Origin of the sequence: Vibrio sp. V38_P2S17PM301, assembly GCF_009904845.1 — a bacterium.
Classification (GTDB): Bacteria; Pseudomonadota; Gammaproteobacteria; order Enterobacterales; family Vibrionaceae; genus Vibrio; species Vibrio proteolyticus.
In genome coordinates this window covers 14814-37108 of sequence record NZ_WXWO01000039.1, presented here as the reverse complement: position 1 = coordinate 37108, position 22295 = coordinate 14814, and the positions used below count along the sequence as shown (strand labels likewise).

The 22295-nt window shown below is 53.5% G+C and carries 18 protein-coding genes; 9 read left to right on the top strand and 9 right to left on the bottom strand.

The annotated features are described in order from the left end of the window. The first annotated feature begins 686 nt into the window (after positions 1-686). From CAG64_RS09020 to CAG64_RS08995, 6 genes are all read left to right on the top strand, one after another. Positions 687-2402, top strand: a complete 1716-nt coding sequence (locus tag CAG64_RS09020; RefSeq protein WP_161457490.1) for a dipeptide ABC transporter ATP-binding protein — start codon at positions 687-689, stop codon at positions 2400-2402. 86 nt (positions 2403-2488) lie between these two features. Continuing rightward, positions 2489-4042, top strand: a complete 1554-nt coding sequence (locus CAG64_RS09015) for an ABC transporter substrate-binding protein (RefSeq protein ID WP_021707432.1) — start codon at positions 2489-2491, stop codon at positions 4040-4042. Between the two features lie 154 nt (positions 4043-4196). After that, positions 4197-5174: an ABC transporter permease gene (locus CAG64_RS09010; RefSeq protein ID WP_021707431.1), complete on the top strand. Its 978-nt coding sequence runs from the start codon at positions 4197-4199 to the stop codon at positions 5172-5174. A gap of 2 nt (positions 5175-5176) precedes the next feature. Further along, positions 5177-6115, top strand: coding sequence for an ABC transporter permease (locus CAG64_RS09005; protein WP_021707430.1), 939 nt, complete (start codon positions 5177-5179; stop codon positions 6113-6115). A 145-nt stretch (positions 6116-6260) separates the two neighbouring features. Beyond that, positions 6261-7178, top strand: coding sequence for an SPOR domain-containing protein (locus CAG64_RS09000; protein WP_237668151.1), 918 nt, complete (start codon positions 6261-6263; stop codon positions 7176-7178). Between the two features lie 119 nt (positions 7179-7297). Further along, positions 7298-7834 carry a hypothetical protein gene (locus tag CAG64_RS08995; protein WP_021707428.1) on the top strand — a complete coding sequence of 179 codons (537 nt, stop codon included), beginning with the start codon at positions 7298-7300 and terminating at the stop codon, positions 7832-7834. Positions 7835-7896: 62 nt separating this feature from the next. Here CAG64_RS08995 and gorA read toward each other — a convergent pair whose 3' ends face one another. After that, on the bottom strand, positions 7897-9252 hold the full coding sequence (gorA, locus tag CAG64_RS08990; RefSeq protein WP_161457488.1) for a glutathione-disulfide reductase: 1356 nt from the start codon (positions 9250-9252) through the stop codon (positions 7897-7899). A gap of 137 nt (positions 9253-9389) precedes the next feature. After that, positions 9390-10229 carry a 23S rRNA (adenine(2030)-N(6))-methyltransferase RlmJ gene (locus tag CAG64_RS08985; RefSeq protein ID WP_161457487.1) on the bottom strand — a complete coding sequence of 280 codons (840 nt, stop codon included), beginning with the start codon at positions 10227-10229 and terminating at the stop codon, positions 9390-9392. Positions 10230-10395: 166 nt separating this feature from the next. Here CAG64_RS08985 and prlC point away from each other — a divergent pair, with 166 nt between their 5' ends. Both prlC and CAG64_RS08975 read left to right on the top strand, forming a co-directional pair. Continuing rightward, a complete protein-coding gene (gene prlC, locus CAG64_RS08980) occupies positions 10396-12438 on the top strand; it encodes an oligopeptidase A (RefSeq protein WP_161457486.1) in 2043 nt (680 codons plus the stop codon). 116 nt (positions 12439-12554) lie between these two features. Beyond that, positions 12555-12779 carry a hypothetical protein gene (locus CAG64_RS08975; RefSeq protein ID WP_021707424.1) on the top strand — a complete coding sequence of 75 codons (225 nt, stop codon included), beginning with the start codon at positions 12555-12557 and terminating at the stop codon, positions 12777-12779. On the opposite strand, the gene CAG64_RS08970 is transcribed toward CAG64_RS08975, so the two are convergent. From CAG64_RS08970 to CAG64_RS08955, 4 genes are all read right to left on the bottom strand, one after another. Next, a complete protein-coding gene (locus tag CAG64_RS08970; protein ID WP_021707423.1) occupies positions 12776-13231 on the bottom strand; it encodes a DoxX family protein in 456 nt (151 codons plus the stop codon). The genes CAG64_RS08975 and CAG64_RS08970 overlap by 4 nt on opposite strands. Further along, complete coding sequence (locus CAG64_RS08965) at positions 13224-14009, bottom strand: HvfC/BufC family peptide modification chaperone (RefSeq protein ID WP_161457485.1); 786 nt, start codon at positions 14007-14009, stop codon at positions 13224-13226. Before CAG64_RS08965 ends, CAG64_RS08970 begins: the two co-directional genes overlap by 8 nt. Next, complete coding sequence (gene bufB, locus CAG64_RS08960) at positions 14006-14881, bottom strand: MNIO family bufferin maturase (RefSeq protein ID WP_161457484.1); 876 nt, start codon at positions 14879-14881, stop codon at positions 14006-14008. The genes CAG64_RS08965 and bufB overlap by 4 nt, the downstream gene beginning before the upstream one ends. A gap of 76 nt (positions 14882-14957) precedes the next feature. Continuing rightward, positions 14958-15218 (bottom strand): BufA1 family periplasmic bufferin-type metallophore, encoded by a 261-nt coding sequence (locus tag CAG64_RS08955; protein WP_021707420.1) that lies wholly within the window; start codon positions 15216-15218, stop codon positions 14958-14960. Between the two features lie 333 nt (positions 15219-15551). On the opposite strand from CAG64_RS08955, the gene uvrD reads away from it, so the two are divergent. After that, positions 15552-17726, top strand: coding sequence for a DNA helicase II (uvrD, locus tag CAG64_RS08950; protein ID WP_161457483.1), 2175 nt, complete (start codon positions 15552-15554; stop codon positions 17724-17726). A gap of 59 nt (positions 17727-17785) precedes the next feature. On the opposite strand, the gene glaH is transcribed toward uvrD, so the two are convergent. From glaH to ggt, 3 genes are all read right to left on the bottom strand, one after another. Then, entirely contained in the window at positions 17786-18736 is a 951-nt protein-coding gene (gene glaH / locus CAG64_RS08945) for a glutarate dioxygenase GlaH (RefSeq protein ID WP_237668150.1), read from the bottom strand. A gap of 120 nt (positions 18737-18856) precedes the next feature. After that, positions 18857-19759, bottom strand: a complete 903-nt coding sequence (locus CAG64_RS08940) for a LysR family transcriptional regulator (protein WP_161457481.1) — start codon at positions 19757-19759, stop codon at positions 18857-18859. Positions 19760-20507: 748 nt separating this feature from the next. Further along, the gene (ggt, locus tag CAG64_RS08935) at positions 20508-22256 is read right to left on the bottom strand and encodes a gamma-glutamyltransferase (RefSeq protein ID WP_161451860.1); all 1749 of its coding nucleotides are present in this window, start codon (positions 22254-22256) and stop codon (positions 20508-20510) included. Between the last annotated feature and the right edge of the window lie 39 nt (positions 22257-22295).

Genomic DNA, 22295 nt, shown 5'->3' with positions numbered 1-22295 from the left:
TTGTCGCCCAGTGACCCGCTCCGGCTTAGAAATCTATCGGCTGCCTCGGCGCTAATGCCTTCATTTTACCTCATCTGCTACGTTCCCACGGATACCCATTGTCGTTAATGGGACAATTCCGCGTCATGCCGCGCGTTAAGCGTCTGTCCGATCACACAATATTGTATTTTTCTCTATTTATAAGGGATTCCCTCACGGAAGACGGTTTTTTTGTCTATCTTGATATCTGGTAGTGCGTCAGGCGATTTAGGCTTTTTGATAGTTTTATTGACTAAATATTTACCCAGACTCTTGTAGGTAATATCGTGTAATGAAAAATATCTGGTTTTTGTTTCTGTAATGTTAATGGAAAACTAGCGGGAAAATTTGAAGTTTAATTCAGTGGCTGATTTTTATTTTGTTTTATGTTTTTGCCGTGAAACAGCAGTAAAATCTGACTTTGTCACCTAGAGTGGACGTGCTACAGCACCTTGGCTGGCAAGATGATATGCATACAAGCTGCATTTTTATATGGCTTAATTGCTTTTAATTTAACCGCTTTCGATTTTTTATACTCTGTTTGTTGCTTTTGTGTAAAATTTTTGCCACATTGATGAGCTTGTAAATTGCCAGCATTTTATACTGGCAGGAATGGATTCAATTTTTCAGACAGGGCAGAAAACTGCCGAAGCAGTAGAGGTCTGGTAATGTCACTTTTAGAAGTTAAAAATCTTCGTATCGAGTACCCGTCGCGCCACGGAGTGCATGTGGCCGTGAAAGCGTTATCGTTCAATATTGAACGTGGCGAAATCGTAGGTGTGGTCGGTGAGTCGGGGGCAGGGAAATCGACCGTGGGTAATGCGGTGAGTGATTTGCTCAGCCCGCCGGGCCTGATCGCCAGCGGTGAGGTGTTTCTCGATGGCGAAAAGGTATCGGGCCTGTCACCAGAAGCGATGCGTAAAGTGCGCGGTTCTAAAATCGGATTTATCTTTCAGGATCCGATGACGTCGCTCAATCCGTTGTTCACGGTCGAACAACAACTGAAAGAAACCATTCACGCCAACATGAAAGTCAGTGATGACGAAGCGTATCAGCGCGCATTGTCACTGATGAATCAGGTCGGTATTCCGCAGCCGGAAAACCGCCTCAAGCAGTATCCTCACCAATTCTCCGGCGGCATGCGTCAGCGGGTGGTGATTGCGATCGCCTTGGCGGGTGAGCCCGATCTGATCATTGCCGATGAACCAACGACGGCTCTGGACGTATCGATCCAGGACCAAATCCTCAGCCTGATCCGTGATCTGTGCATCAAGAACAATGTCGGCTGTATGCTGGTGACCCACGATATGGGGGTGGTCTCTAACGTGACCGATCGGGTTGCGGTGATGTACCGTGGCGATCTGGTTGAATTTGGCCCGACCGCCAAAGTGCTTGGCGATCCGGATCACGCCTATACCCGCAGCCTGATTTCCGCGGTTCCGCGCTCGGACAAAAAACTCGACCGTTTTCCTTTGGTCAGCTACATCGAAGAAGCGACCGAAATGGAGCCGCTGGACATCAAAAACCACTGGCTGGGACAGAGTCAGGATGAGCGCCAGTACACCGGCCCATTGTTGAATGTCGAACACGTTAACCTGCGTTTTGTCACCAAGGATTCCTTGTTTGAAAGCCGCCGTGAGTATGTTCAGGCGTCCAATGACGTCAGTTTTGAAGTGTTCGAAGGGGAAACCTTCGGCCTGGTGGGAGAATCCGGATCGGGCAAATCGACCATTGCGCGCGTGATCTCGGGGTTGTATCAGCCAAATTCAGGCAAAGTGACGTTTGAGGGCATCAATCTGACCGGGCTTAAGTCGGAAAACGAACGACGTCCGCTGCGCCGTCAGATGCAGATGGTGTTCCAGAACCCGTACACCTCGATGAACCCACGAATGAAAATTTTCGACATCATTGCCGAGCCGATCCGTTTCCACAAACTGACCAACAGTGAAGCCGAGACGCGCCAGATCGTCAACGATCTGTTGGATCATGTTGGTCTGGGACGCATGGCCGGGGTGAAGTATCCGCATGAATTCTCCGGCGGTCAGCGACAGCGTATTTCGATTGCGCGTGCGTTGGCAACCCGTCCACGTTTGCTGATTTGTGATGAACCGACTTCGGCACTGGATGTGTCCGTGCAGGCGCAGATCCTGAACCTGCTGAAAGATCTCCAGGATGAGCTGAACCTGACCATGCTGTTCATCAGTCACGATTTACCGGTGATTCGCCAGATGTGCGACCGGGTGGGCGTCATGCAGATGGGAACTTTGCTGGAAGTCGCGCCGACGGAGCAACTGTTCCAGAACCCGCAGCATGAATACAGTAAGCAACTGATTTCTTTAATGCCTGAATTCACAGGCTTGAGAGAAGAAGTAAAAACGGCGTAAGCCAATAATGTCCAAGCGAGCTTGGTCTTAGAAACAGAAGCAAATACAACAACTAGGGATTGGATTCCCGCATAAGGAGTTATGCAATGAAAACCATGAAAAGCAAACTGGCAGTGGCTTTGATGGCAGCAGGGCTGAGCTTTAGCGCCGCCGCCGCCGACATTACCGTCGCTTACGACGCAGACCCGGTATCACTGGATCCACATGAGCAACTGTCTGGCGGTACACTGCAAATGTCTCACATGGTGTTCGATCCGCTAGTTCGTTACACACAAGATCTGGACTTTGAAGCGCGTCTGGCTGAGAAATGGGAGCGTATCAACGACACGACTTTCCGTTTCCAACTGCGCAAAGGCGTGAAGTTCCATTCAGGTAACGAGCTGACAGCGGATGATGTGGTCTGGACGTTTGACCGTCTGAAAAACTCACCGGATTTCAAAGCGATCTTTGAACCGTATGAGAAAATGGTCAAAGTCGACGACTACACGGTTGACCTGGTGTCGAAAGGCGCTTACCCGTTGGTACTGCAAACGGCGACCTACATCTTCCCAATGGACAGCAAGTTCTACTCAGGTAAGACCGACGACGGTAAAGACAAAGCGGAGCTGGTGAAACACGGCAACTCTTACGCGTCTACCCACGTTTCTGGCACGGGGCCGTTTATCGTGACGGCACGTGAACAGGGCGTAAAAGTAGAGTTTGAACGTTTTAAAGACTACTGGGACAAAGACACGCAAGGCAACGTTGACCACCTGACGCTGGTGCCAATCAAAGAAGACGCGACGCGTGTGGCTGCTTTGCTGTCAGGCGACGTTGACATGATCGCGCCAGTGGCACCGAACGATCACAAACGGGTGGAAGAAGCCAAAGGGGTCGATCTGGTGACACTGCCGGGTACCCGTATCATCACTTTCCAGATGAACCAGAGCAGCAACGAAGCTCTGAAAGACGTGCGTGTGCGTCAAGCCATCGTGAATGCAATCAACAATGAAGGCATCGTGAAGAAAATCATGAAGGGCTTCGCCACCGCTGCAGGCCAGCAAGGGCCTTCGGGTTATGCCGGTTACGATTCCGCTCTGGTGCCTCGCTACGATCTGAACAAAGCCAAAGCACTGATGAAAGAAGCGGGTTATGAGAAAGGCTTCACGCTGACCATGATCGCACCGAACAACCGCTACGTGAATGACGCGAAAGTGGCCCAAGCGGTCGCAGCGATGCTGTCAAAAATCGGCATCAAAGTGGATCTGAAGACCATGCCGAAAGCTCAGTACTGGCCAGAGTTTGATAAGTGTGCGGCGGACATGCTGATGATCGGTTGGCACTCTGATACCGAAGATTCAGCCAACTTCTCTGAGTTCCTGACCATGACCCGTAACGAAGAAACCGGTAAAGGTCAGTACAACTGCGGTCACTACTCAAACCCAGAAGTCGACAAGCTGGTGGAAGCGGCGAACGTGGAAACCGATCCGGCGAAACGTGCCAAGATGCTGCAAACGGTTGAAGCCACCTTGTACAACGATGCGGCGTTTGTACCACTGCACTGGCAAAACCTGGCGTGGGGCGCGAAATCTAACGTCGATATCAAGCCGATCGTCAACGCAATGAACTTCCCTTACTTTGGTGATCTGGTGGTCAAATAACCCCAGTCCCGCAAAGGCGTCCGCTTAGGCGGATGCCTTTGAGTAACTTTTGGTGCTTAGCTTTGTTTCAGTCGGGTTAAGTGCCATTTTTGAGGCTGAATTTCTCTCTTCTGCCCGGATTCGGCAGAAGTTCAAGGATAGAAAGGGGCAAGGAATGTTTTCGTTTCTGGTCAAGCGCCTGTTTCAGGCACTGATAGTGATGTTTGTGATCAGTTTGGTGGCGTTTGCCATTCAGGATAACCTGGGTGACCCATTGCGTGAGCTTGTCGGTCAGTCGGTTTCTGAAGCAGAACGTCAGGCACTGCGTGATGAGTTGGGCCTGAATGATCCCTTCGTGACTAAATACACCCGTTTTGTGACCAATGCGCTGCAAGGCGATTTGGGCACGTCATATTTCTTCAAACGTCCTGCGGTGGACGTGATCCTCGATAAATTGGTTGCCACGCTTGAACTGGTGTTTGGCGCCACGGTGATCATCATCGTGCTCTCGATACCGCTCGGCGTTTATTCCGCCATTCACCCCAAAAGTTTTTTCACCAAAGTGGTGATGGCGTTCAGTAGTATTGGTATTTCGATCCCGGTGTTCCTGACCGCGATCATGCTGATGTACATTTTCTCGATAGAGCTGGGCTGGCTGCCGTCCTTTGGCCGCGGCGAGACCGCGAACTGGTTGGGCTGGGAGTCCGGTTATTTTACGCTTGACGGGCTGGCGCACCTGATTCTGCCGTGTGTCTCTCTGGCGTCGATCATGCTGCCGCTGTTTATCCGTCTGGTTCGCTCTGAAATGCTGGAAGTACTGAGCTCGGAGTACATTAAATTCGCCAAAGCGAAAGGTCTGGCGCTGAACAAAATCTACTATCAGCACGCGCTGAAAAACACCATGCTGCCGGTTCTGACCGTCGGTGGGGTACAAATCGGTACGATGGTGGCTTACACCATCCTGACCGAAACTGTGTTCCAGTGGCCGGGGACCGGTTTCCTTTTCCTAGAAGCCATCAACCGGGTAGATACACCGCTGATCACCGCGTACGTCATTTTCGTCGGCCTGATTTTTGTGGTGACCAACACCATTGTTGACTTGATGTACGGTCTGATCAACCCGACCGTGAATCTGACCGGAAAAGGAGCATAATCATGCAAACTGTTACTGCGGCTCCTTCTCGTTGGGAGCGTTTCAAAAAATCCGATTTTCTTTACTATTTCCTGCGCGACAAAGTTGCCATGTTCAGCTTTGCCATTTTTATGGTGATTCTGTGTTTGTCGCTGGTGGCCCCTTTGGTGTCGCCGAGCGATCCGTACGACCTGGCCGCGATTGACATTATGGACTCAGAGCTGCCGCCATCCTGGATGGCAGACGGTGATGCCCGTTTTGCTCTGGGAACGGACAACCAGGGGCGCGATATTCTGTCGACCATTTTGTACGGTTCACGCCTGTCGCTGACGATAGGTTTCCTGGCGGTTGGCCTGCAACTGTTGCTGGGGATCGTGATTGGTCTGTCGGCGGGCTATTTCGGTGGCCGGATCGACAGTTTCCTGATGCGCTTTGCCGATGTGCAACTGTCGTTCTCGACCATGATGGTGGCGATCATTGTCTCGGCCATTTTCAAAGCCAGCTTTGGCAGTGAATTTTACAGCGAATACGCCGTCTTGATGCTGGTGGTGATCATCGGTGTGGCGGAGTGGCCACAATACGCACGAACCATACGTGCGTCAGTTCTGGCGGAAAAGAAGAAAGAGTATGTTGAAGCAGCGCGCGTGATGGGCTTTAAATCGATGCGCATCATGTTCCGTCACATACTACCGAACTGTTTGTCGCCTATCCTGGTGATTTCGACCGTGCAGGTGGCGAACGCCATTATGTCGGAAGCGGCCCTGTCGTTCCTCGGGCTGGGGCTGCCTGTCGACCAACCGTCGCTTGGCTCGCTGATCAGTATTGGTTTTAACTACATCTTCTCTGGTTCGTGGTGGATCACTGTCTTCCCTGGCATCGTTCTGGTGACTCTGGTGTTGGTGATCAACCTGCTGGGCGACTGGTTGCGTGACGTATTCAACCCGAAAATCTATAAAGGTTGATGACATCGATTGATTTTAAATCAATTATCTCCCTAAACTAAGAGCCGTAAGTGATTACGGCTCTTTTTTTGCATTCGGTTTCATACATTGAGAGTCGTCCTGAAAAAGTCACGAAAAAAGGTATACAACGCGTATGGATATGAGCATGGCAAAGATGTCTAAAGTTCGCCGTTCCTCACTGCTCGGCTTGGTGGCGCTGATATTGTCGGCCCCATTATCGGCGGCGCAGAGCGAGGAGTTTCTCTGTGATGCCACGCAAGCCTCCACCAATGAATTGCCGGTACTGGACAAGTCTTGCCCGATCGGCAAAGGGTTATGGGGCAATCAGACGCCGCGTGCCCAGCAGTCCAGTTTCTGGATTCAGTGCGGCATGCTGACCAAACCCATGCCGCTGGCGACGGCCGCTCGCCTGTATCAACACCTTTCGGTAGATGTGTGGGGGAAGCCGGAGAAGCAAGGCTTTCGGTGCCTGATTGGTCCGTATGAGGATTTCGCTCAGGCCAAGCGTGAACTGGCGGCAGTGAAGCGCGTGCCGGGTTACCAGGAAGCTTTTATCCGCGAAGTGGCGAAAGGGGCGCCGGTCAAAGCCGTGTCCGCCAATCCGCCGAGTGTAAAATCCAAGCCGGTGACCCGGGTTGCCGCGGCTAAGCCAGCGCAGGCCGCGAAACCGGTGGCAAACAAGCCCGCTCCTGCTGCCAAACCGGCCCCGGCCAGCAAAGCCAGCAGTAAAAATGAGATCAGTATCCGGTTGCAAACTCAAATCGCCGGCACCACCTACAGCGTGCCGTATCTGATGTTCAGTGATGAACAGTTTTACATGGAACACGGTTTACCGTGGAACCGGCTCAGCTACGAGCGTGCGCTGCAAACCTGCCGCAAGCTCGGCATGCGCCTGCCGGGAGAAACGCAGTGGCAGACCTTGCTTGATACTAAAGTGATGGAGAAAAAACAGTGGCCGATCCACCTGCCGTACTGGGGGGCTGAACGCAAAGGGCTGTTTACCAGTGGCAAGGTCAATCAACTCAGCGGCTCCTCACTGTTAAATGTGATGTGCGTAAAGTAGCAGGCGGGGTTTGACCGCCCGTTAACAATTCATGACGGCAGTTTGACTAAATAATGGTCACACCTCTTAGAGTGGAATGGCAACGCACACCATTCGACCACAACATCTAAAGGTGCCCTATGAAAAAATTGCTAACTTTGCTGACATTGTCCGCTGCGGTCGCAGCATCTCCCGTGATGGCACAGGGTGAGACTCAAGATACCAAAGCCAATCTGCAACAGGCGATCGCACAGAGCCAGCAGATCAGTCAGCGGGTCGGGGAAATCCAGCAGGAGCTGGCGACCATTAAACAGAAAGCGTATGAGCAGGACCCTGAACTGGTGAATGCCACGGAAAAAGCCAATGCCACTCTGGAGAAGAAAGCCAAAGAAGTCGGGTATGATCCGCAAGGCTTTGAGCAGGCGCTACAAAGTGCCCGGACGAAACTGGCCGACAAAGGCCTGACGGAAAGTGAGCGCCAGTCGATCCTGACCAAACTCAAAGCCCAGCAACAGCAACAAGCGGACAAACGGACACAGTTTTTGGCGAACCCAGACGTGCAGCAAGTCAATCAACAGCTGCAGAAGAAACTGGTGGCGGCGATGAATAAAGTTGATCCCGACACCAGCAAACTGCTGAAAGAGCTGGATGGGCTGATCAAATCGATGAAGTCATAATCGCGTTTCACGCACGCATAAAAAAGGCCGCATTTGCGGCCTTTTTTCGTTGTGACTGGTGCTCAGCGCATCGTCACGAATTCTTCGCTGCCGGTAGGGTGGATCGCCACAACCGAATCGAAGTCGGCTTTGGTTGCGCCCATCTTCATCGCCACGCCAAAGCCTTGGATCATCTCATCGACCGTGAAGCCAATGCCGTGTAGACCAACCACTTTCTCATCGTCGCCCGCACACACCAGTTTCATCTTGCACGGTTGACGGTGCTTGGTGACTGCGGTGTACATCGCGGTGAAACCTGAGGTGTAGACTTTCACGTTGTCTGCACCGAATTTGGCGATGGCTTCTGGTTCAGTCAGACCGATGGTGCCGATTGGTGGGTGGCTGAAGACCACGGTTGGGACCAGGTCGTAGTCCATTTTCGCGTTTGGTTTGTTGTTGAACAGACGCTCAGACAGTTGACGACCGGCTTTCACTGCCACCGGGGTGAGCTCGATACCACCTTCCATGATGTCGCCAACACAGTAGATGCCAGCAACGTTGGTTTCCTGGTATTCGTCGACTTTGATATAGCCTTTGTCGTTGGTAGTCACACCGGTTGAGGCCAGGTTGATTGCGTCTGTGGCCGGATGACGGCCGATCGCCCAGATCAGCTGATCGACGTTTTGACTTTCACCATTTTCCAGATGCAGAGTCAGGCTGCCGTCGGCTTCTTTGACGATCTCTTTTGGTACCGAGTGGGTGTGCAGTTTCGGACCTTCCGCATCCATCACTTCAACCAACGTCTCAATGATCATTGGGTCAAAGCTGCGCAGTGGCGACTCTTTACGCACAAATAAATGCGTTTCAGTGCCGAGTGCGTGCAGTACACCGGCGATTTCAACCGCGATGTAACCCGCGCCAACCACGGCGACGCGTTTGGGCTGTTCTGCCAGATCGAAGAAACCGTTGGAATCGATGCCGTGTTCAGCTCCCGGAATGTCAGGGATCGTTGGACGACCGCCGACGGCGATCAGGATATGATCCGCGGTGTAGTGTTCGCCGTTCACTTCAACGGTTTTCTCGTCAACAAACTTAGCAAAGCCTTTGATGACATTGACTTTGTTGTTGCCCAATACGCGGTCGTAAGATTGGTGGATACGGCCAATATACGCCTGACGACTCTCAACCAGTTTGCTCCAGTCGAAGCCTTTCACATCCACGTTAAAACCGTAATCTTCGGCGTACAGGTTCATCGCTTCTGCGATTTGCGCACCGTGCCACATCACTTTCTTTGGCACACAGCCGACGTTGACACAGGTACCGCCCAGATCTTGTGCTTCGATGAGTGCGACTTTGGCACCGTACATTGCCGCGCGGTTGGCGGATGCGATACCGCCGCTACCGCCGCCGATACAGATATAATCAAAATGAGTCGCCATGACTTTCTCCAAATGGTGTTGTCCCTGGTTTCCTTGCCCGAGTCCCTGGGGTGGGGAACCAAATTTGTGGTTAATCTTTAGATGAGGGCAGATCGGCTGAACTCAATCCACCCGTATAAATTCGTCGTACGCCGGAGCTACTCCGGCACAATCCACTCGACTTTATAATGACCGGTCGCCGGCGCAATTGCTTCTTTAAGGAAAGGCAAAATCTCGTTCATCTGGCTTTCCAGCTTCCATGGTGGATTGATCACTATCATGCCAGAAGCGGTCATACCATGCTCGTTGGTGTCGGGTGCCACCCCCAGTTCAATTTGTAAGATTTTGCGAATGCCGAGTCCTTGCAGGCCTTCAATCATGTCCTCGATATCACAGCGATTCACCACCGGGTACCAGATGGCGTAGATGCCCGTCGCCCAGCGTTTGTAGCTGTGGTAGATCGCCTGGACCACATCGCGATATTCGCGTGCCATTTCGTACGGCGGATCAATCAGCACCAAGCCACGTCTTTCCTTCGGTGGCAGGCTGGCTTTGAGGCGGGAAAAGCCGTCTTCTTTGTAAATGCTGACCTGACGATCACGGTGAAATTCCTGCTCCAGCAGCGGGTAGTCGCTTGGGTGCAGTTCAGTCAGCACCATACGGTCGTGCGTGCGCAGATGAGCCCGGGCAACGCGCGGTGAGCCTGGGTAGTAGCGTAGCGTGTCGCCGTTGTTAAGTTGTCTAATTGCATCCAGATAGCTTTGAATTTCCTGCGGAATGTCTTGCTGCTGCCAGACGCGCGCGATACCTTGCTTGTACTCGCCGGTTTTCTCTGCCCACTCATGGGTCAGATCGTAACGGCCGACCCCAGAATGGGTATCGTGGTAAACAAAGGGTTTCTCTTTCTGCTTGAGCGCGTTGAGGATCAGGCTCTGAACAATGTGTTTCACTACGTCAGCGTGGTTGCCGGCGTGGAAACTGTGGCGATAACTTAACAAATCAGACTCTCGAAACGACCCCAATCGGTGTCGTGCAACAATAAACGTATATGCTCGATTATACGCCACTATTGAAAATTGCTGAACCTACCTATATTTACTATTTAATACCTCAAGATTATTAAGCGTGCCGCTTCGGGCACTTTTGCAGCAAAAGGAATGATTTATGTCGAACCCGCTTCTCACCTTTACCGACTTACCGCCGTTTTCGGCGATTAAGCCGGAACATGTCAAACCTGCGGTCGAGCAGGCGATTGCCGACTGCCGCGCCAAGATAGAAGCCGTGCTGGAAAGTGACCAGGCACCAAGTTGGGACAGCATCGTCGCGCCGATCGAGGAAGTGGATGATCGCCTCAGTCGCATCTGGTCGCCGGTCAGTCACATGAACTCTGTGGTCAACAGTGAGGAGCTGCGCGAGGCGTACGAAAGTTGTCTGCCTTTACTGTCCGAGTACGGCACTTGGGTGGGGCAGCATAAAGGGCTGTTTGAAGCGTATAAGGGCATCAAAGCCAGTAAGGCTTTTGCTTCCTTAAGCTGCGCTCAACAGAAAACCATTAATGATGCGCTGCGTGATTTTGAACTGTCCGGCATAGGTCTGCCAGCGGCGGAGCAGCATCGCTACGGTGAAATCAGCAAGCGCATGTCGGAGCTGAGTTCGCAGTTTTCCAATCATGTACTCGATGCAACCATGGGCTGGACGAAGCAGGTGACCGATGTCGAGCAACTGGCCGGCATGCCGGAATCGGCGCTGGCAGCAGCGAAAGCCGCAGCACAGGCCAAAGAGCTGGACGGTTACCTGCTGACGCTCGATATCCCGTCTTATCTGCCGGTGATGACTTACTGTGACAATCAGGCGCTGCGTCAGGAGTTGTACGAAGCGTACGTGACCCGCGCCTCAGACCGTGGCCCGAATGCCGGGAAATGGGACAACAGCGACATCATCAGCGAGCAGTTGAAACTGCGTCACGAAGTTGCGCGTATGCTCGGCTTTCACAGCTACAGCGAGAAATCTCTGGCCACCAAAATGGCGGAAACACCCGAGCAGGTGTTGGGCTTTCTTAATGATCTGGCCGGCCGAGCCAAAACGCAGGGTGAGCGTGAAGTGGACGAATTGCGCCAGTTCGCCAACGCAGAGTTCGGTGTGGATGAACTGAACCTGTGGGATATTGCTTACTACAGTGAAAAACACAAACAATACCTGTTCCAGATCTCCGACGAGGAGCTGCGTCCATACTTCCCGGAAGCCAAAGTGGTTAGCGGGCTGTTTGAAGTATTGAAACGGGTCTTTGGCATGTCAGTGCAAGAACGTCAGGGGGTGGAAACCTGGCACGAGTCGGTGCGCTTTTTCGATATTCTCGATGCGAACGGCCAGTTGCGTGGTAGCTTCTATCTCGACCTGTACGCACGTGAGCACAAGCGTGGCGGTGCCTGGATGGACGAATGCCGCGTGCGTCGCATCAATGCCCAGGGCGAGTTGCAGACGCCAGTGGCTTACCTGACGTGTAACTTTAACCGCCCGGTAGGCGATAAGCCGGCGCTGTTTACCCATGATGAAGTTGTGACGCTGTTCCATGAATTTGGTCACGGCATCCACCACATGCTGACCCAGGTTGAAACGGGCGCGGTGTCGGGCATCAATGGGGTACCTTGGGATGCGGTGGAGCTGCCGAGTCAGTTCCTGGAAAACTGGTGCTGGGAAGAAGATGCACTGGCGTTTATTTCCGGCCATTACGAAACCGGCGAACCTCTGCCGAAAGCGATGCTGGAAAAAATGCTGGCGGCCAAGAACTTCCAGTCGGCGATGTTCATTCTGCGTCAGTTGGAGTTTGGGCTGTTCGATTTCACCTTGCACACCGAGTACGATCCGGAGATTGGTCCACGAGTGCTGGAAACGCTGGCCGAAGTGAAAGCCAAAGTGGCTGTCCTGCCAAGCCTGGAATGGAACCGGTTTTCGCACAGCTTCAGCCACATTTTTGCTGGTGGTTACAGCGCCGGTTACTACAGCTATCTGTGGGCAGAAGTGTTGTCTGCTGATGCTTTTTCCCGTTTTGAAGAAGAGGGCATTTTTAACCCGCAGACCGGCCAGAGTTTCCTGAACAATATTCTGGAAATGGGCGGCAGCGAAGAGCCGATGGAACTGTTCAAACGCTTCCGAGGCCGTGAGCCGCAAATCGATGCGCTGCTGCGCCACAGTGGTATCGCCGCCTGAGCGCGGTGTCTGCCGCCGGTGAAAATTGAGTAAATAAAACGATAAACCCACCCGTGACGGGTGGGTTTATTCGTTACGTCAGTGATATATTGAGTGGCATGATAAAAGGAGTGCTTATGTCGAAATTTACCCAAGCGTTATGGCTGACCACTGGAATCCTCCTCGGCGTGACAGGATGTGCCGAACTGAAAGAAGCTGGCCGCACGGTTGGTCATGCCACCCGTGACGCCACAACGGCGATTGGTCATGCTACCCGAGATACCACCAAAGCCATCGGGCATGCTTCGCGTGACGCCGTCAACTCGGTCAAAGACGATTTATCGGGCGACAGCAGTGACTAATTCTGCAGTTGTTGGCGCAGCAACCTATCCAGCGACAGCGGGCCGGCGCCCCACAGCATAACTATGAGTAGCATCAAGCCCCACAACTGATGGTCATAAAACCCTTTTTCCCACAATAGCGGGTAGGACACTACGGCCACAATATTGAAGGCGAACAACAAGGTGGCCATCGGCCGTGTCAGTAGCCCCAGGACAACAAACAGCGGCAGTATCAGCTCCGCTGCGGTACCAAGATAGGCGGCCCACTGCCACGGCAGCAGCGGCACCTGATATTCAAACTCAAACAGGTATAAGGTGCTGTCCCAAGAGGCGATCTTGACCAGCCCGGAATTGAAAAACACCCAGCCCACCCATGCCCGACACAGCAATAAGAGCACCGGAATGCCGATACTCTGTAAGCGGCGCACCTGCGCATCGTAATCGCTGAGCCTGTGTTTGATCGCCTTACACATGTGTATCTCCTTGTGTACATTCACTGTTGTGTTGCAGTGAGAAGCCGCACAACCAGTCGTGTTGCATTAAATCATTCAGTCCGCTCAGCAGTGCCGGTGGAATCGCGCCCAGTGAGTGCTGATGTTTCACATGAAACATCAACTGATAGGCCGCATCAGACAGCGATTGCAGTTGCAGGCGACCATCGGCGTGAGCGGCAATCACACCAACTTGCGGTTGGGACAAATCCAGATCATCAAAGTGCTGCTGGTGGATGGCATGCCATAAATCAAACACAGAGTAGTCACTGGCGAGGCACAACACGCCGGGTCTGAGGTGCAGACACAGCGCCGTGTATTGTTCGGCTGGCACTTCGGCCAGTTTTTCCATTGGCTGGCACGTAGCGGGTCGCTGTTCGGCCTGCGCCTGACGCGCCCGATCGATCTGCCATTCAAATTCAGCCAGTGCAACTGCGTAGGGCGCCGCTTTGAGCACCTCGGTAAACTGCCCAACGGTTTCCGCCAGTCCGGCGCCATAATGAGTGACATCGCCTTCGTTGAGGGGGTGATGCAACACATGGTGACGGGCTATCTGGGCAAAGCACGCTTCCCCCAGCACTTGCTCCAGCAGCGGATAGGTTGCACTGAGCACCTCGCCGAGACTCACCACAAAATGATTGCGGTAGATTTGCAGTCTCTGCTCGGCGCTAAAGTGATCGCTGTTTACGCCGCATTGCTCGCCGTCAGCGTGATAACACAGCGCATTAGCAAACTGGTGTTGCAACTCAGCCAGCGTCATGATGAACACCTCATCTTGGGGTCGGCCGCGTTTAACCGCTGGCTGGCTTTAGCTGCTTCGGTGAGCAAAACGGCGGGTTCTGGAATGTCGCTATCCCACTCAATTAGCGTTCGGCGTGGGCCGTGTTGTTGTAACCAGGCGTCATACAGCTGCCAGACGGCATCACTCACTGGCCGGCTGTGTGTATCGATCCAAATCTCGCCCTGTTCGAGGGTTTTGACGGTGTAGCCAGCCAGATGAATTTCATCGACGGCCTCTGCCGGCAGGGCATTTAGGTAGGTCTGGCAGTCGAAGCCGTGATTAAACGCCGACACATGCACATTGTTCAGATCCAGCAGCAGACGGCAATCGGTACGGGCCTGGACAGCACGTAAAAATTCCCATTCACTGATGGTTGAGTGCTGAAATGTCAGGTAACTGGAGGGATTTTCAATCAGTATTGGCCGGCCCAGGTATTCCTGCACTTCGCTGACGTTGCGGCAAAAAACCGTCAACGCTTCTTCGGTGTAGGGCAAGGGCAGCAAATCATTAAAGTAATGACCGCCGTGCTGACTCCAGCTCAGGTGGTCAGAAATTAAGATGGGATGGATCTCATCCACCAGCGCTTTGAGCCGGACCAAGTGCGTGCGACTGACCCGTTCGGCGCTGCCGAGTGACAGGCCGATGCCGTGACAGCTGATGTGGTAGTCCCGGGCCAATTGACGCAATTGCTGTCTCTGGGGGGAGAAGGGCTGAAAGTAGTTTTCGCTGTGGATCTCCAACCAGCTGAGTGGCGGAGTCTGAGCACAGAAGTAATCCAGGTGAGGCGCCCGCAACCCGACCCCGCTCAGAGGATGAAAGGGCGTCGTGATGTTGTGGCTGGTGGATGGCATAAGGGTTGTCTCACGAATTGGTGCAGGAAGCAAAGTAAGGAGCGCTGTACCAATCCACAGCGCGCCTTACTGGGGATTATGAAGACTGAGTAGTGCCACCGGCCAGCTTGTCGCACAGGCCTTTCGGGACAACGACAAACGCATCTTTCATATGGTCTTCTTTGGCGGTGCCCGCGCATGAGCTGGATTTGGTCGCGCAGTCGTTTTTGCCTGCTTTGGCGACGCCGTAGCACTTCTCTTTTTCTGCGGCCGCAGCCGGGGTAGCGGTCAGCATAGTGCCACCCAGTGCCAGTAAGCCGGTGACTGCCGCGGTAACGGCCAGATTCGATTTCTTCATCATCAATTCCTCAGACGGTTGTTTACTTTCCTTCGTGTGTCGGCAAAGACGGCCAGGCGAATTGCCTGCTTTGCTCCCTTAAGAAGATAGATAAAGCCGGGGAAAACTTTCACAAAAAATATACATTTTCGCTTTTTTATTCGATTTTGTTATTTAACAAACTGATTCCATGTGAGAATTTTTTTGTTTCGTGACCCCTTGCGTCCCCAGCCAACCCGGTTTTGTTTGGCCGGTATCAGCGCGCTCGCGGCGGAGATTTGACCGCCAGCGCGTGCATCTTGACCGCACTTGGGTATAATCAGGCTTTATGTATAAATAACCAGTAGCTGTGCCATGATGGATCCCTCTTTATTACTCGACGGCCTTAACGATAAACAACGCGAAGCGGTGGCCGCTCCGCTGGAGAACCTGCTGGTTCTGGCCGGGGCCGGCAGTGGTAAAACCCGGGTGCTGGTGCATCGGATTGCCTGGTTGATGTCGGTGGAACAGGCCTCGCCGTTTTCAATCATGTCGGTGACGTTTACCAACAAAGCGGCGGCGGAGATGCGCGGCCGGATTGAAGAATTGATGATGGGCAGTGCCTCCGGGATGTGGAACGGCACGTTTCACGGTATCTGTCACCGTATTCTGCGCGCTCACTATCTGGACGCGAAGCTGCCGGAAGATTTTCAGATCATCGATAGTGATGATCAGCAGCGTTTGCTGCGCCGCCTGATTAAGGCGCAGAACCTGGATGAGAAACAGTGGCCGCCACGTCAGGTAGCCTGGTGGATTAACGGCAAGAAAGACGAAGGCCTGCGTCCGGCGCACATCGATGCGTATCACGATCCGATCACCAAAACTTATCTGCAGTTGTACAGCGCGTATCAGGAAGCGTGTGATCGCGCCGGACTGGTGGATTTCGCCGAGATTTTGCTGCGTGCGCACGAGTTATTGCGTGAGAAAAAGCACATTCGTGAACACTACCAGGCGCGTTTCAAACACATCCTGGTTGATGAGTTTCAGGACACCAACAACATCCAGTACGCCTGGCTGCGTATGATGGCTGGGCCGGATTGCCATGTAATGATCGTCGGTGATGATGATCAGTCGATTTATGGCTGGCGCGGCGCGAAAGTTGAAAATATTGAAAAGTTCACGCTTGAGTTTCCAAGCGTCAACACCATCCGTCTGGAGCAGAACTACCGCTCGACCAAAACCATTTTGGAAGCCTCCAATACCTTGATCGCCAATAACACCGAACGGATGGGCAAAGAGCTGTGGACCGACGGTCAGTCGGGCGAGCCGATTTCGGTGTACTCGGCCTACAATGAGCTGGACGAAGCGCGTTTTGCCGTGAGTAAAATCAAAGAGTGGCAGGATAAGGGAGGCGTACTGACAGACGCCGCCATGCTGTATCGCAACAACGCCCAGTCGCGGGTACTGGAAGAGGCACTGATTCAGGCTGGTTTACCTTACCGGATTTATGGCGGGATGCGCTTCTTCGAACGTCAGGAAATCAAAGATGCCCTCAGCTATTTGCGTTTGATGGCCAACCGCAATGACGATGCGGCGTTTGAACGAGTGGTCAATACGCCAACCCGCGGGTTGGGCGACAAGACACTGGAAACGATCCGTTTCGCAGCTCGTGATCGGGGTTGCACCATGTGGGAAGCGAGTGTGGCGCTGCTGGATGAGCAGGTATTGCCGGGCCGGGCGGCCGGAGCGCTGAGCCGTTTTGTTGAGCTGATCCATGCGCTGGAAGATGACACTGCCGAGATGCCTCTGTATGAGCAGACTGACCACGTGATCAAATCGTCGGGCTTGTTTGCGATGTATGAGCAGGAGAAAGGTGAGAAGTCCAAAGCGCGGATTGAAAACTTGGAAGAGCTGGTCACCGCAACCCGGCAGTTTGAAAAGCCGGAAGAAGCGGAAGAGATGACGCTGCTGACGGCGTTTTTGACGCACGCAGCACTGGAAGCGGGCGAAGGGCAAGCGGATGAGTTTGAAGATGCGGTACAACTGATGACTCTGCACAGCGCCAAAGGTCTGGAATTTCCACTGGTCTTTATGGTTGGGGTGGAAGAGGGCATGTTCCCTAGCCAGATGTCGGCCGAAGAAGCTGGCCGTCTCGAAGAGGAGCGCCGCTTGTGTTACGTCGGCATGACCCGGGCAATGGAAAAACTCTACATCACCTACGCAGAGATGCGCCGTTTGTATGGTCAGGACAAATACCACAAACCGTCCCGCTTTATCCGTGAGTTGCCGCAGCACTGCCTGGATGAAGTACGGATGAAAGCTCAGGTCAGTCGCCCGACCAGCAGTGGCCGTTTCAGCCAGACCGCGGTGAAAGAGAACTTCAACGAAACCGGTTTTAGTCTGGGGTCGCGGGTGATGCACCCGAAATTTGGTGAAGGAACCATCATCAATTTTGAAGGCAGCGGGCCTCAAAGCCGGGTACAGGTCGCGTTCAACGGTGAGGGCATCAAATGGCTGGTGACCGCGTACGCCAAACTGGAACAGTTATAAAACCAATCCATCTACACTCACGCCGCGCCTAGCGCGGCGTTGTTATTTTTACTGTGTGCTTAACGCGAGAAACAGCCGCGCAGGCGCAATAACTCACGACTCAGCTCGGGGTGCGGAATGAACTTGTCCCGCCCGTGCAGCCAGCGATGATTGTGGACCACCAGCATCGCCCCGACTGGCACGCGTACGTTGAAGCAGTGATTGTCACGCTCGAGCGATTCCCCCATTTCATACAGGTACAAACCTTCCGCCAGATTTTTGGGTTTGGCGAACTGGTCGATAAAGAGCATGTGGGGCAGACCGTTATCGTCCTGTTCGAAAAAAACTGCATGCTCAATGTCGTAACCGGTGTTCTTGCTGGGTGGAGCGCCCCAGATCATGGGGTGGCTGGCGAGCGGGTGATGGTAAAAACGCGCCAGCTCCTGCCAGTCGTCCAGGTGCAGCAGCAGTGAGTCTCCGCCCTGCATGTTCTGCTCCTGCATTTTCATCATCAGTACAAAATCGGTGCGCTCTTTGACGTACGTGCCGTCGTTGTGCAATTCCATCCGTCGGTGTGCCTGACGCAGGTAACTGTCGCTGTTATCGGCATTTTTGACCGTAAAGCGGGCGTAATATTTGCCGTACATGGCATCAAAATTGGGCAAGCCGATCAGGTGTGACACCGCTGTGGACAATTTGACAAAATCGTCCCGCTGCGCGTCATCATTTCGCCAGTTGGCCTGTGTTTGTGTGTCGGCCTGGAGCAGAAAAGCACCATGGGCGCGATCATCGATGATGTTTCTCAGCAAAGGTTTCAACTGGCGTCCGGATGCCAGATCGAGCGCGTCGGCCACCGCAAAACGCAAAAATGGCTTGTATTCAATCGCTTGTAGATCCCAGCGTGCGCTGAGCTGCTGGAACTGATTCAACAGCGCCTGGCTGAGGGTTACGACTTGCAGGCGGGCATTATTGGGGTGAGGCTGCACCTCAAGCAGGGTGTTATCGGGCTGAGAGGGGTGAAGCTGCGTCATGGTCATTCCTTGTCGAAAACCCGCGTCCTGGCGGCGTTATTGAGTGAATACAAGGTTAGCAGGTGACCGTTTATCTAAACAATATATTGATGTGATAGTTTCAATCTATAAAAGTGATAATTACTCAACGCCACTGTGCTCGGTGGATAACGGCTGATGCCAGGCCTGCATAAATTCGAGGAAAGTCCGGGCAGCGTGGGACAGATAATGGCTGCTCTTCCAGCCGAGGCCAAATTCGAGCTTCAGCGCTGGCTGAAAAGGGACACACACTAAGGGGTCATGTGGTTGAACGATGCGGCGCAGACAGGTACTGATCCCCAGCTCACGCCCCACCAGCGTCTTGACCAGTTCAATCAGGTTGGTTTCAAAGCGCACATCGGGGGAGAGGTGGTGCTGGCGGCAGTGACGACTGACGGCTTCACGCAGCAGATAGCCTTCACGAAACAGGACCAGCGGTTCACGGCAGAACTCGTCCAGTGTGACAAAGGGCTGGGCAGTAAAGTGATGCTGCCGGCTGACGCAGGCGACAATTTCCTCGGCGCATAAACGCACATAGCGCAACTGATCCAGCGGCTGATCGCTGCGCACAAACGCCAGGTCCAGTTCGCCGTCCAGCAACATGCGCTGTAGTGTGGCGCTGCCGTGTTCCTGTACCCGGATGCGGATGTGCGGATAGCGTTCAGCAAACGCAGCCAGTGCCTGGGGAAGAAAGTAAGACCCGAGCATCGCCGAAACGCCAAAATCAATCTCACCCCGCTCCAGACCTTTCAGTTCATTCATTTCCCGCCGGGCTTGCTCGACATCTTCAAGGATACGCTGCGCGTGCGTCAGCAGACGGCGCCCGTCAGCGGTCAGTTGGATTTGGCGATGATTGCGGTTGATCAGTTTGAGGCCGAGTTCCTGCTCTAACTTTTGCATTGCAACGCTGAGGGCTGATTGGGCAATGTCGAGCTGATCGGCCGTTTTGGTGAAGCTGCCGGTGTGAGCCAGTGCCACAAAATAATGCAGGCGTTTGATGTCCATACGGTTGCGCCACAGTTACGAGGGTGACTGATACTCTAGCGTCTCACCGGCCGGGCGCAATCGGATTTGGCGCTTGCAGCCGATGACAATCGCAGGAGCGGAATGTGATCACAGTTTTGTGGCAAAGAAAAACCCCGAGGGCTTGCGCCCATCGGGGTTATAGTCTTACTCGCAGCAATCCAGCTACTCAAAGTGCTCCATGCATCAAATCCATGATAGTGTGCTGTATTCCGTCAGCGCAGTCCTTTCATCGCCATCCTAGCGGTGTCCTCGACCTTATCCTGGTCCGCTAACCATCCTCGTTAGCTCACATCACTTGTTCCCTGAGCGGTGTCCCTGGCATCATCCTGATGCTGAGTCCTTGCCTCGTCCAGAGGTGTCCATTTCCCATCCTTAGTAGCAACCATCCTAGTCACTATTGCGTCCGTTCAATGTCCGTTTTGCTGTCCTTGCCCGATCATTCATCCTGAATAACCGTCTCTTCATCCTGAAGATTACCTGTTCCGTGGTAATTCCTGTTCCGTGTCAGTATCCTTCCGACACCCTTCATCTTACGGTTTCCGCCCAACTCAGCAATATTGTGAAATCGATTTCTTTTTATTGAGGATGACTAAAATACAATCAAGTCTTTTATTATCAATAAGTTATTGTTATCTATCTGCCTTTATCTCAGCAAAAAAGCGATTTTGACTCACCCGCTTGTGAGAGATCTCGCACAAGCGGGTGAGACGATCCGCCATAGGATCTTTTATTCGCCGATCGCAGCCCCTTCCCGGCGAGGATCCGCAGCGCCTTCCAGACCATCGGCGGTGATCCGAATGGCGTGCAGGCCGGAGTTGAGGTCACGCACGTTAACCTTAAAGCCCATTTTCTCCAGTTGCGGTGCCAAACGCTCGGCGGCGGTACCTTGTTCGATGTCCAGTTCTCCAAAACGGTTGAGCAAATGCGGCTGATTGATCGCCTGCTGGATATCCATACCCCATTGAGTGTGGGCAATCAGCGCCTGGGCAACGTAGCCGATGATCCGGCTGCCGCCAGGTGAGCCAATCGCCATATAGGGCTGGTCATTGTGCATCACGATGGTGGGCGCCATCGAAGAGCGTGGCCGTTTGCCCGGTTCAAGGCGGTTAGCGATCGGCCGGCCGTCACTGTGGGTGCGGAAGGAAAAGTCGGTCAGTTCATTGTTGAGCAGGAATCCGCGAACCATCAGCCGTGAACCAAACGCGTTCTCTATCGTGGTGGTGATGGAGACAACGTTGCCATCCCGGTCGACGACATTAAAGTGGCTGGTGGAGGGCAGCTCAATGGATTCATCGCGGCTGAGACGCAGCGCATGTTGCCAGGGTGGATTACCGGCGGTGGCATTGCCAAGAGCCTGACCGACTTTGATCAACTGAGCGCGGTCTTGCAGATAAGCTTGGTCGAGCAGGCCTTGGGTCGGCATGGGGACGAAGTCTTGATCCGCCATGTACAGACCCCGGTCTGCAAAAGCCAGTTGTGAAGCGTCGGCGATCACCTGCCAGGATTTGGGATTGTCTGCGCCCCAAGCTTTAAGATCGTACGTTTCGGTCATCGCCAGGATCTGACCAACCGTCAGCGCCCCGGAACTGGGTGGTCCCATGCCACAGATGTCGTAGCTGGCGTATGCGGCACACACTGGTTCACGCTGTTTGATGGTGTAGGTATCAAAGTCTTTCAGAGCCAGCACTCCCGGATTGCCGGGGGCGTTTTGCACCGTTTTCACGATATCAGCAGCAATGTCGCCCTGATAGAATGCATCGGCGCCGCGTTTGGCGATGGCATTGAGCGTGGCGGCGTATTGCGGATTTTTCAGCAAGGTGCCTGCCGTTTTCGGTGTGCCGTCGGGATTAAAGAAGTAGGCTTTGGTGGCCGGGAAACGGCTCAGTCGTTCTGCATCGCCGGCAATCAGTGTGGCCAGGCGTGGGCTGATGGTGAATCCTTGTTCGGCGAGGGCGACCACAGGTTCAATCAGTTTTTTCCATTCCAGTTTGCCGTACTTCTGATGAGTATCCCACAACAGCTTGACTGTGCCCGGTGTCGCAACCGAGCGGCCACCCACCACCGCATCATAGAACTGCAGTGGTTGACCCTGCTCGTCGAGGAATAACGTCGGGGTTGCATTGAGTGGAGCGGTTTCTCGCCCGTCATAACTGGTTAATTGCTGCTTTTTGGCATCCCAGTAGACCAAAAATGCCCCTCCGCCGATCCCCGATGATTGTGGCTCAACCAAGCCCAGCATCAGCTGCACGGTGACCATGGCATCGATCGCGTTGCCACCTTGTTTGAGAATGTCGGCGCCGGCCTGTGTTGCGACCGGATTCGCCGCCGTCACCATGTAATTCTGGGCTTTCACCAGCTGTTTCTGTTCCAGGCCGCTGCTCTGTTCCGGTGCGACACTGTCGGCGGCTTGATCGGCCCAGCAAGCTCCTGAGGCAACCAACATTGATGTGGTGAGGAAAGTGGTTTTCCACTGCATCATTTTCTCCTTGTTATCGTGAATGCAGGTTCAGATTGG

What these genes read in the sequence shown, in the direction of transcription:
- CAG64_RS09020 (WP_161457490.1), top strand. Translation starts at nt 687, where the DNA reads ATGTCACTTTTAGAAGTTAAAAATCTTCGTATCGAGTACCCGTCGCGC.
- CAG64_RS09015 (WP_021707432.1), top strand. Translation starts at nt 2,489, where the DNA reads ATGAAAACCATGAAAAGCAAACTGGCAGTGGCTTTGATGGCAGCAGGG.
- CAG64_RS09010 (WP_021707431.1), top strand. Translation starts at nt 4,197, where the DNA reads ATGTTTTCGTTTCTGGTCAAGCGCCTGTTTCAGGCACTGATAGTGATG.
- CAG64_RS09005 (WP_021707430.1), top strand. Translation starts at nt 5,177, where the DNA reads ATGCAAACTGTTACTGCGGCTCCTTCTCGTTGGGAGCGTTTCAAAAAA.
- CAG64_RS09000 (WP_237668151.1), top strand. Translation starts at nt 6,261, where the DNA reads ATGGCAAAGATGTCTAAAGTTCGCCGTTCCTCACTGCTCGGCTTGGTG.
- CAG64_RS08995 (WP_021707428.1), top strand. Translation starts at nt 7,298, where the DNA reads ATGAAAAAATTGCTAACTTTGCTGACATTGTCCGCTGCGGTCGCAGCA.
- gorA (WP_161457488.1), bottom strand. Translation starts at nt 9,252, where the DNA reads ATGGCGACTCATTTTGATTATATCTGTATCGGCGGCGGTAGCGGCGGT.
- prlC (WP_161457486.1), top strand. Translation starts at nt 10,396, where the DNA reads ATGTCGAACCCGCTTCTCACCTTTACCGACTTACCGCCGTTTTCGGCG.
- CAG64_RS08975 (WP_021707424.1), top strand. Translation starts at nt 12,555, where the DNA reads ATGTCGAAATTTACCCAAGCGTTATGGCTGACCACTGGAATCCTCCTC.
- CAG64_RS08970 (WP_021707423.1), bottom strand. Translation starts at nt 13,231, where the DNA reads ATGTGTAAGGCGATCAAACACAGGCTCAGCGATTACGATGCGCAGGTG.
- CAG64_RS08965 (WP_161457485.1), bottom strand. Translation starts at nt 14,009, where the DNA reads ATGACGCTGGCTGAGTTGCAACACCAGTTTGCTAATGCGCTGTGTTAT.
- bufB (WP_161457484.1), bottom strand. Translation starts at nt 14,881, where the DNA reads ATGCCATCCACCAGCCACAACATCACGACGCCCTTTCATCCTCTGAGC.
- CAG64_RS08955 (WP_021707420.1), bottom strand. Translation starts at nt 15,218, where the DNA reads ATGAAGAAATCGAATCTGGCCGTTACCGCGGCAGTCACCGGCTTACTG.
- uvrD (WP_161457483.1), top strand. Translation starts at nt 15,552, where the DNA reads ATGATGGATCCCTCTTTATTACTCGACGGCCTTAACGATAAACAACGC.
- glaH (WP_237668150.1), bottom strand. Translation starts at nt 18,736, where the DNA reads ATGACGCAGCTTCACCCCTCTCAGCCCGATAACACCCTGCTTGAGGTG.
- CAG64_RS08940 (WP_161457481.1), bottom strand. Translation starts at nt 19,759, where the DNA reads ATGGACATCAAACGCCTGCATTATTTTGTGGCACTGGCTCACACCGGC.
- ggt (WP_161451860.1), bottom strand. Translation starts at nt 22,256, where the DNA reads ATGCAGTGGAAAACCACTTTCCTCACCACATCAATGTTGGTTGCCTCA.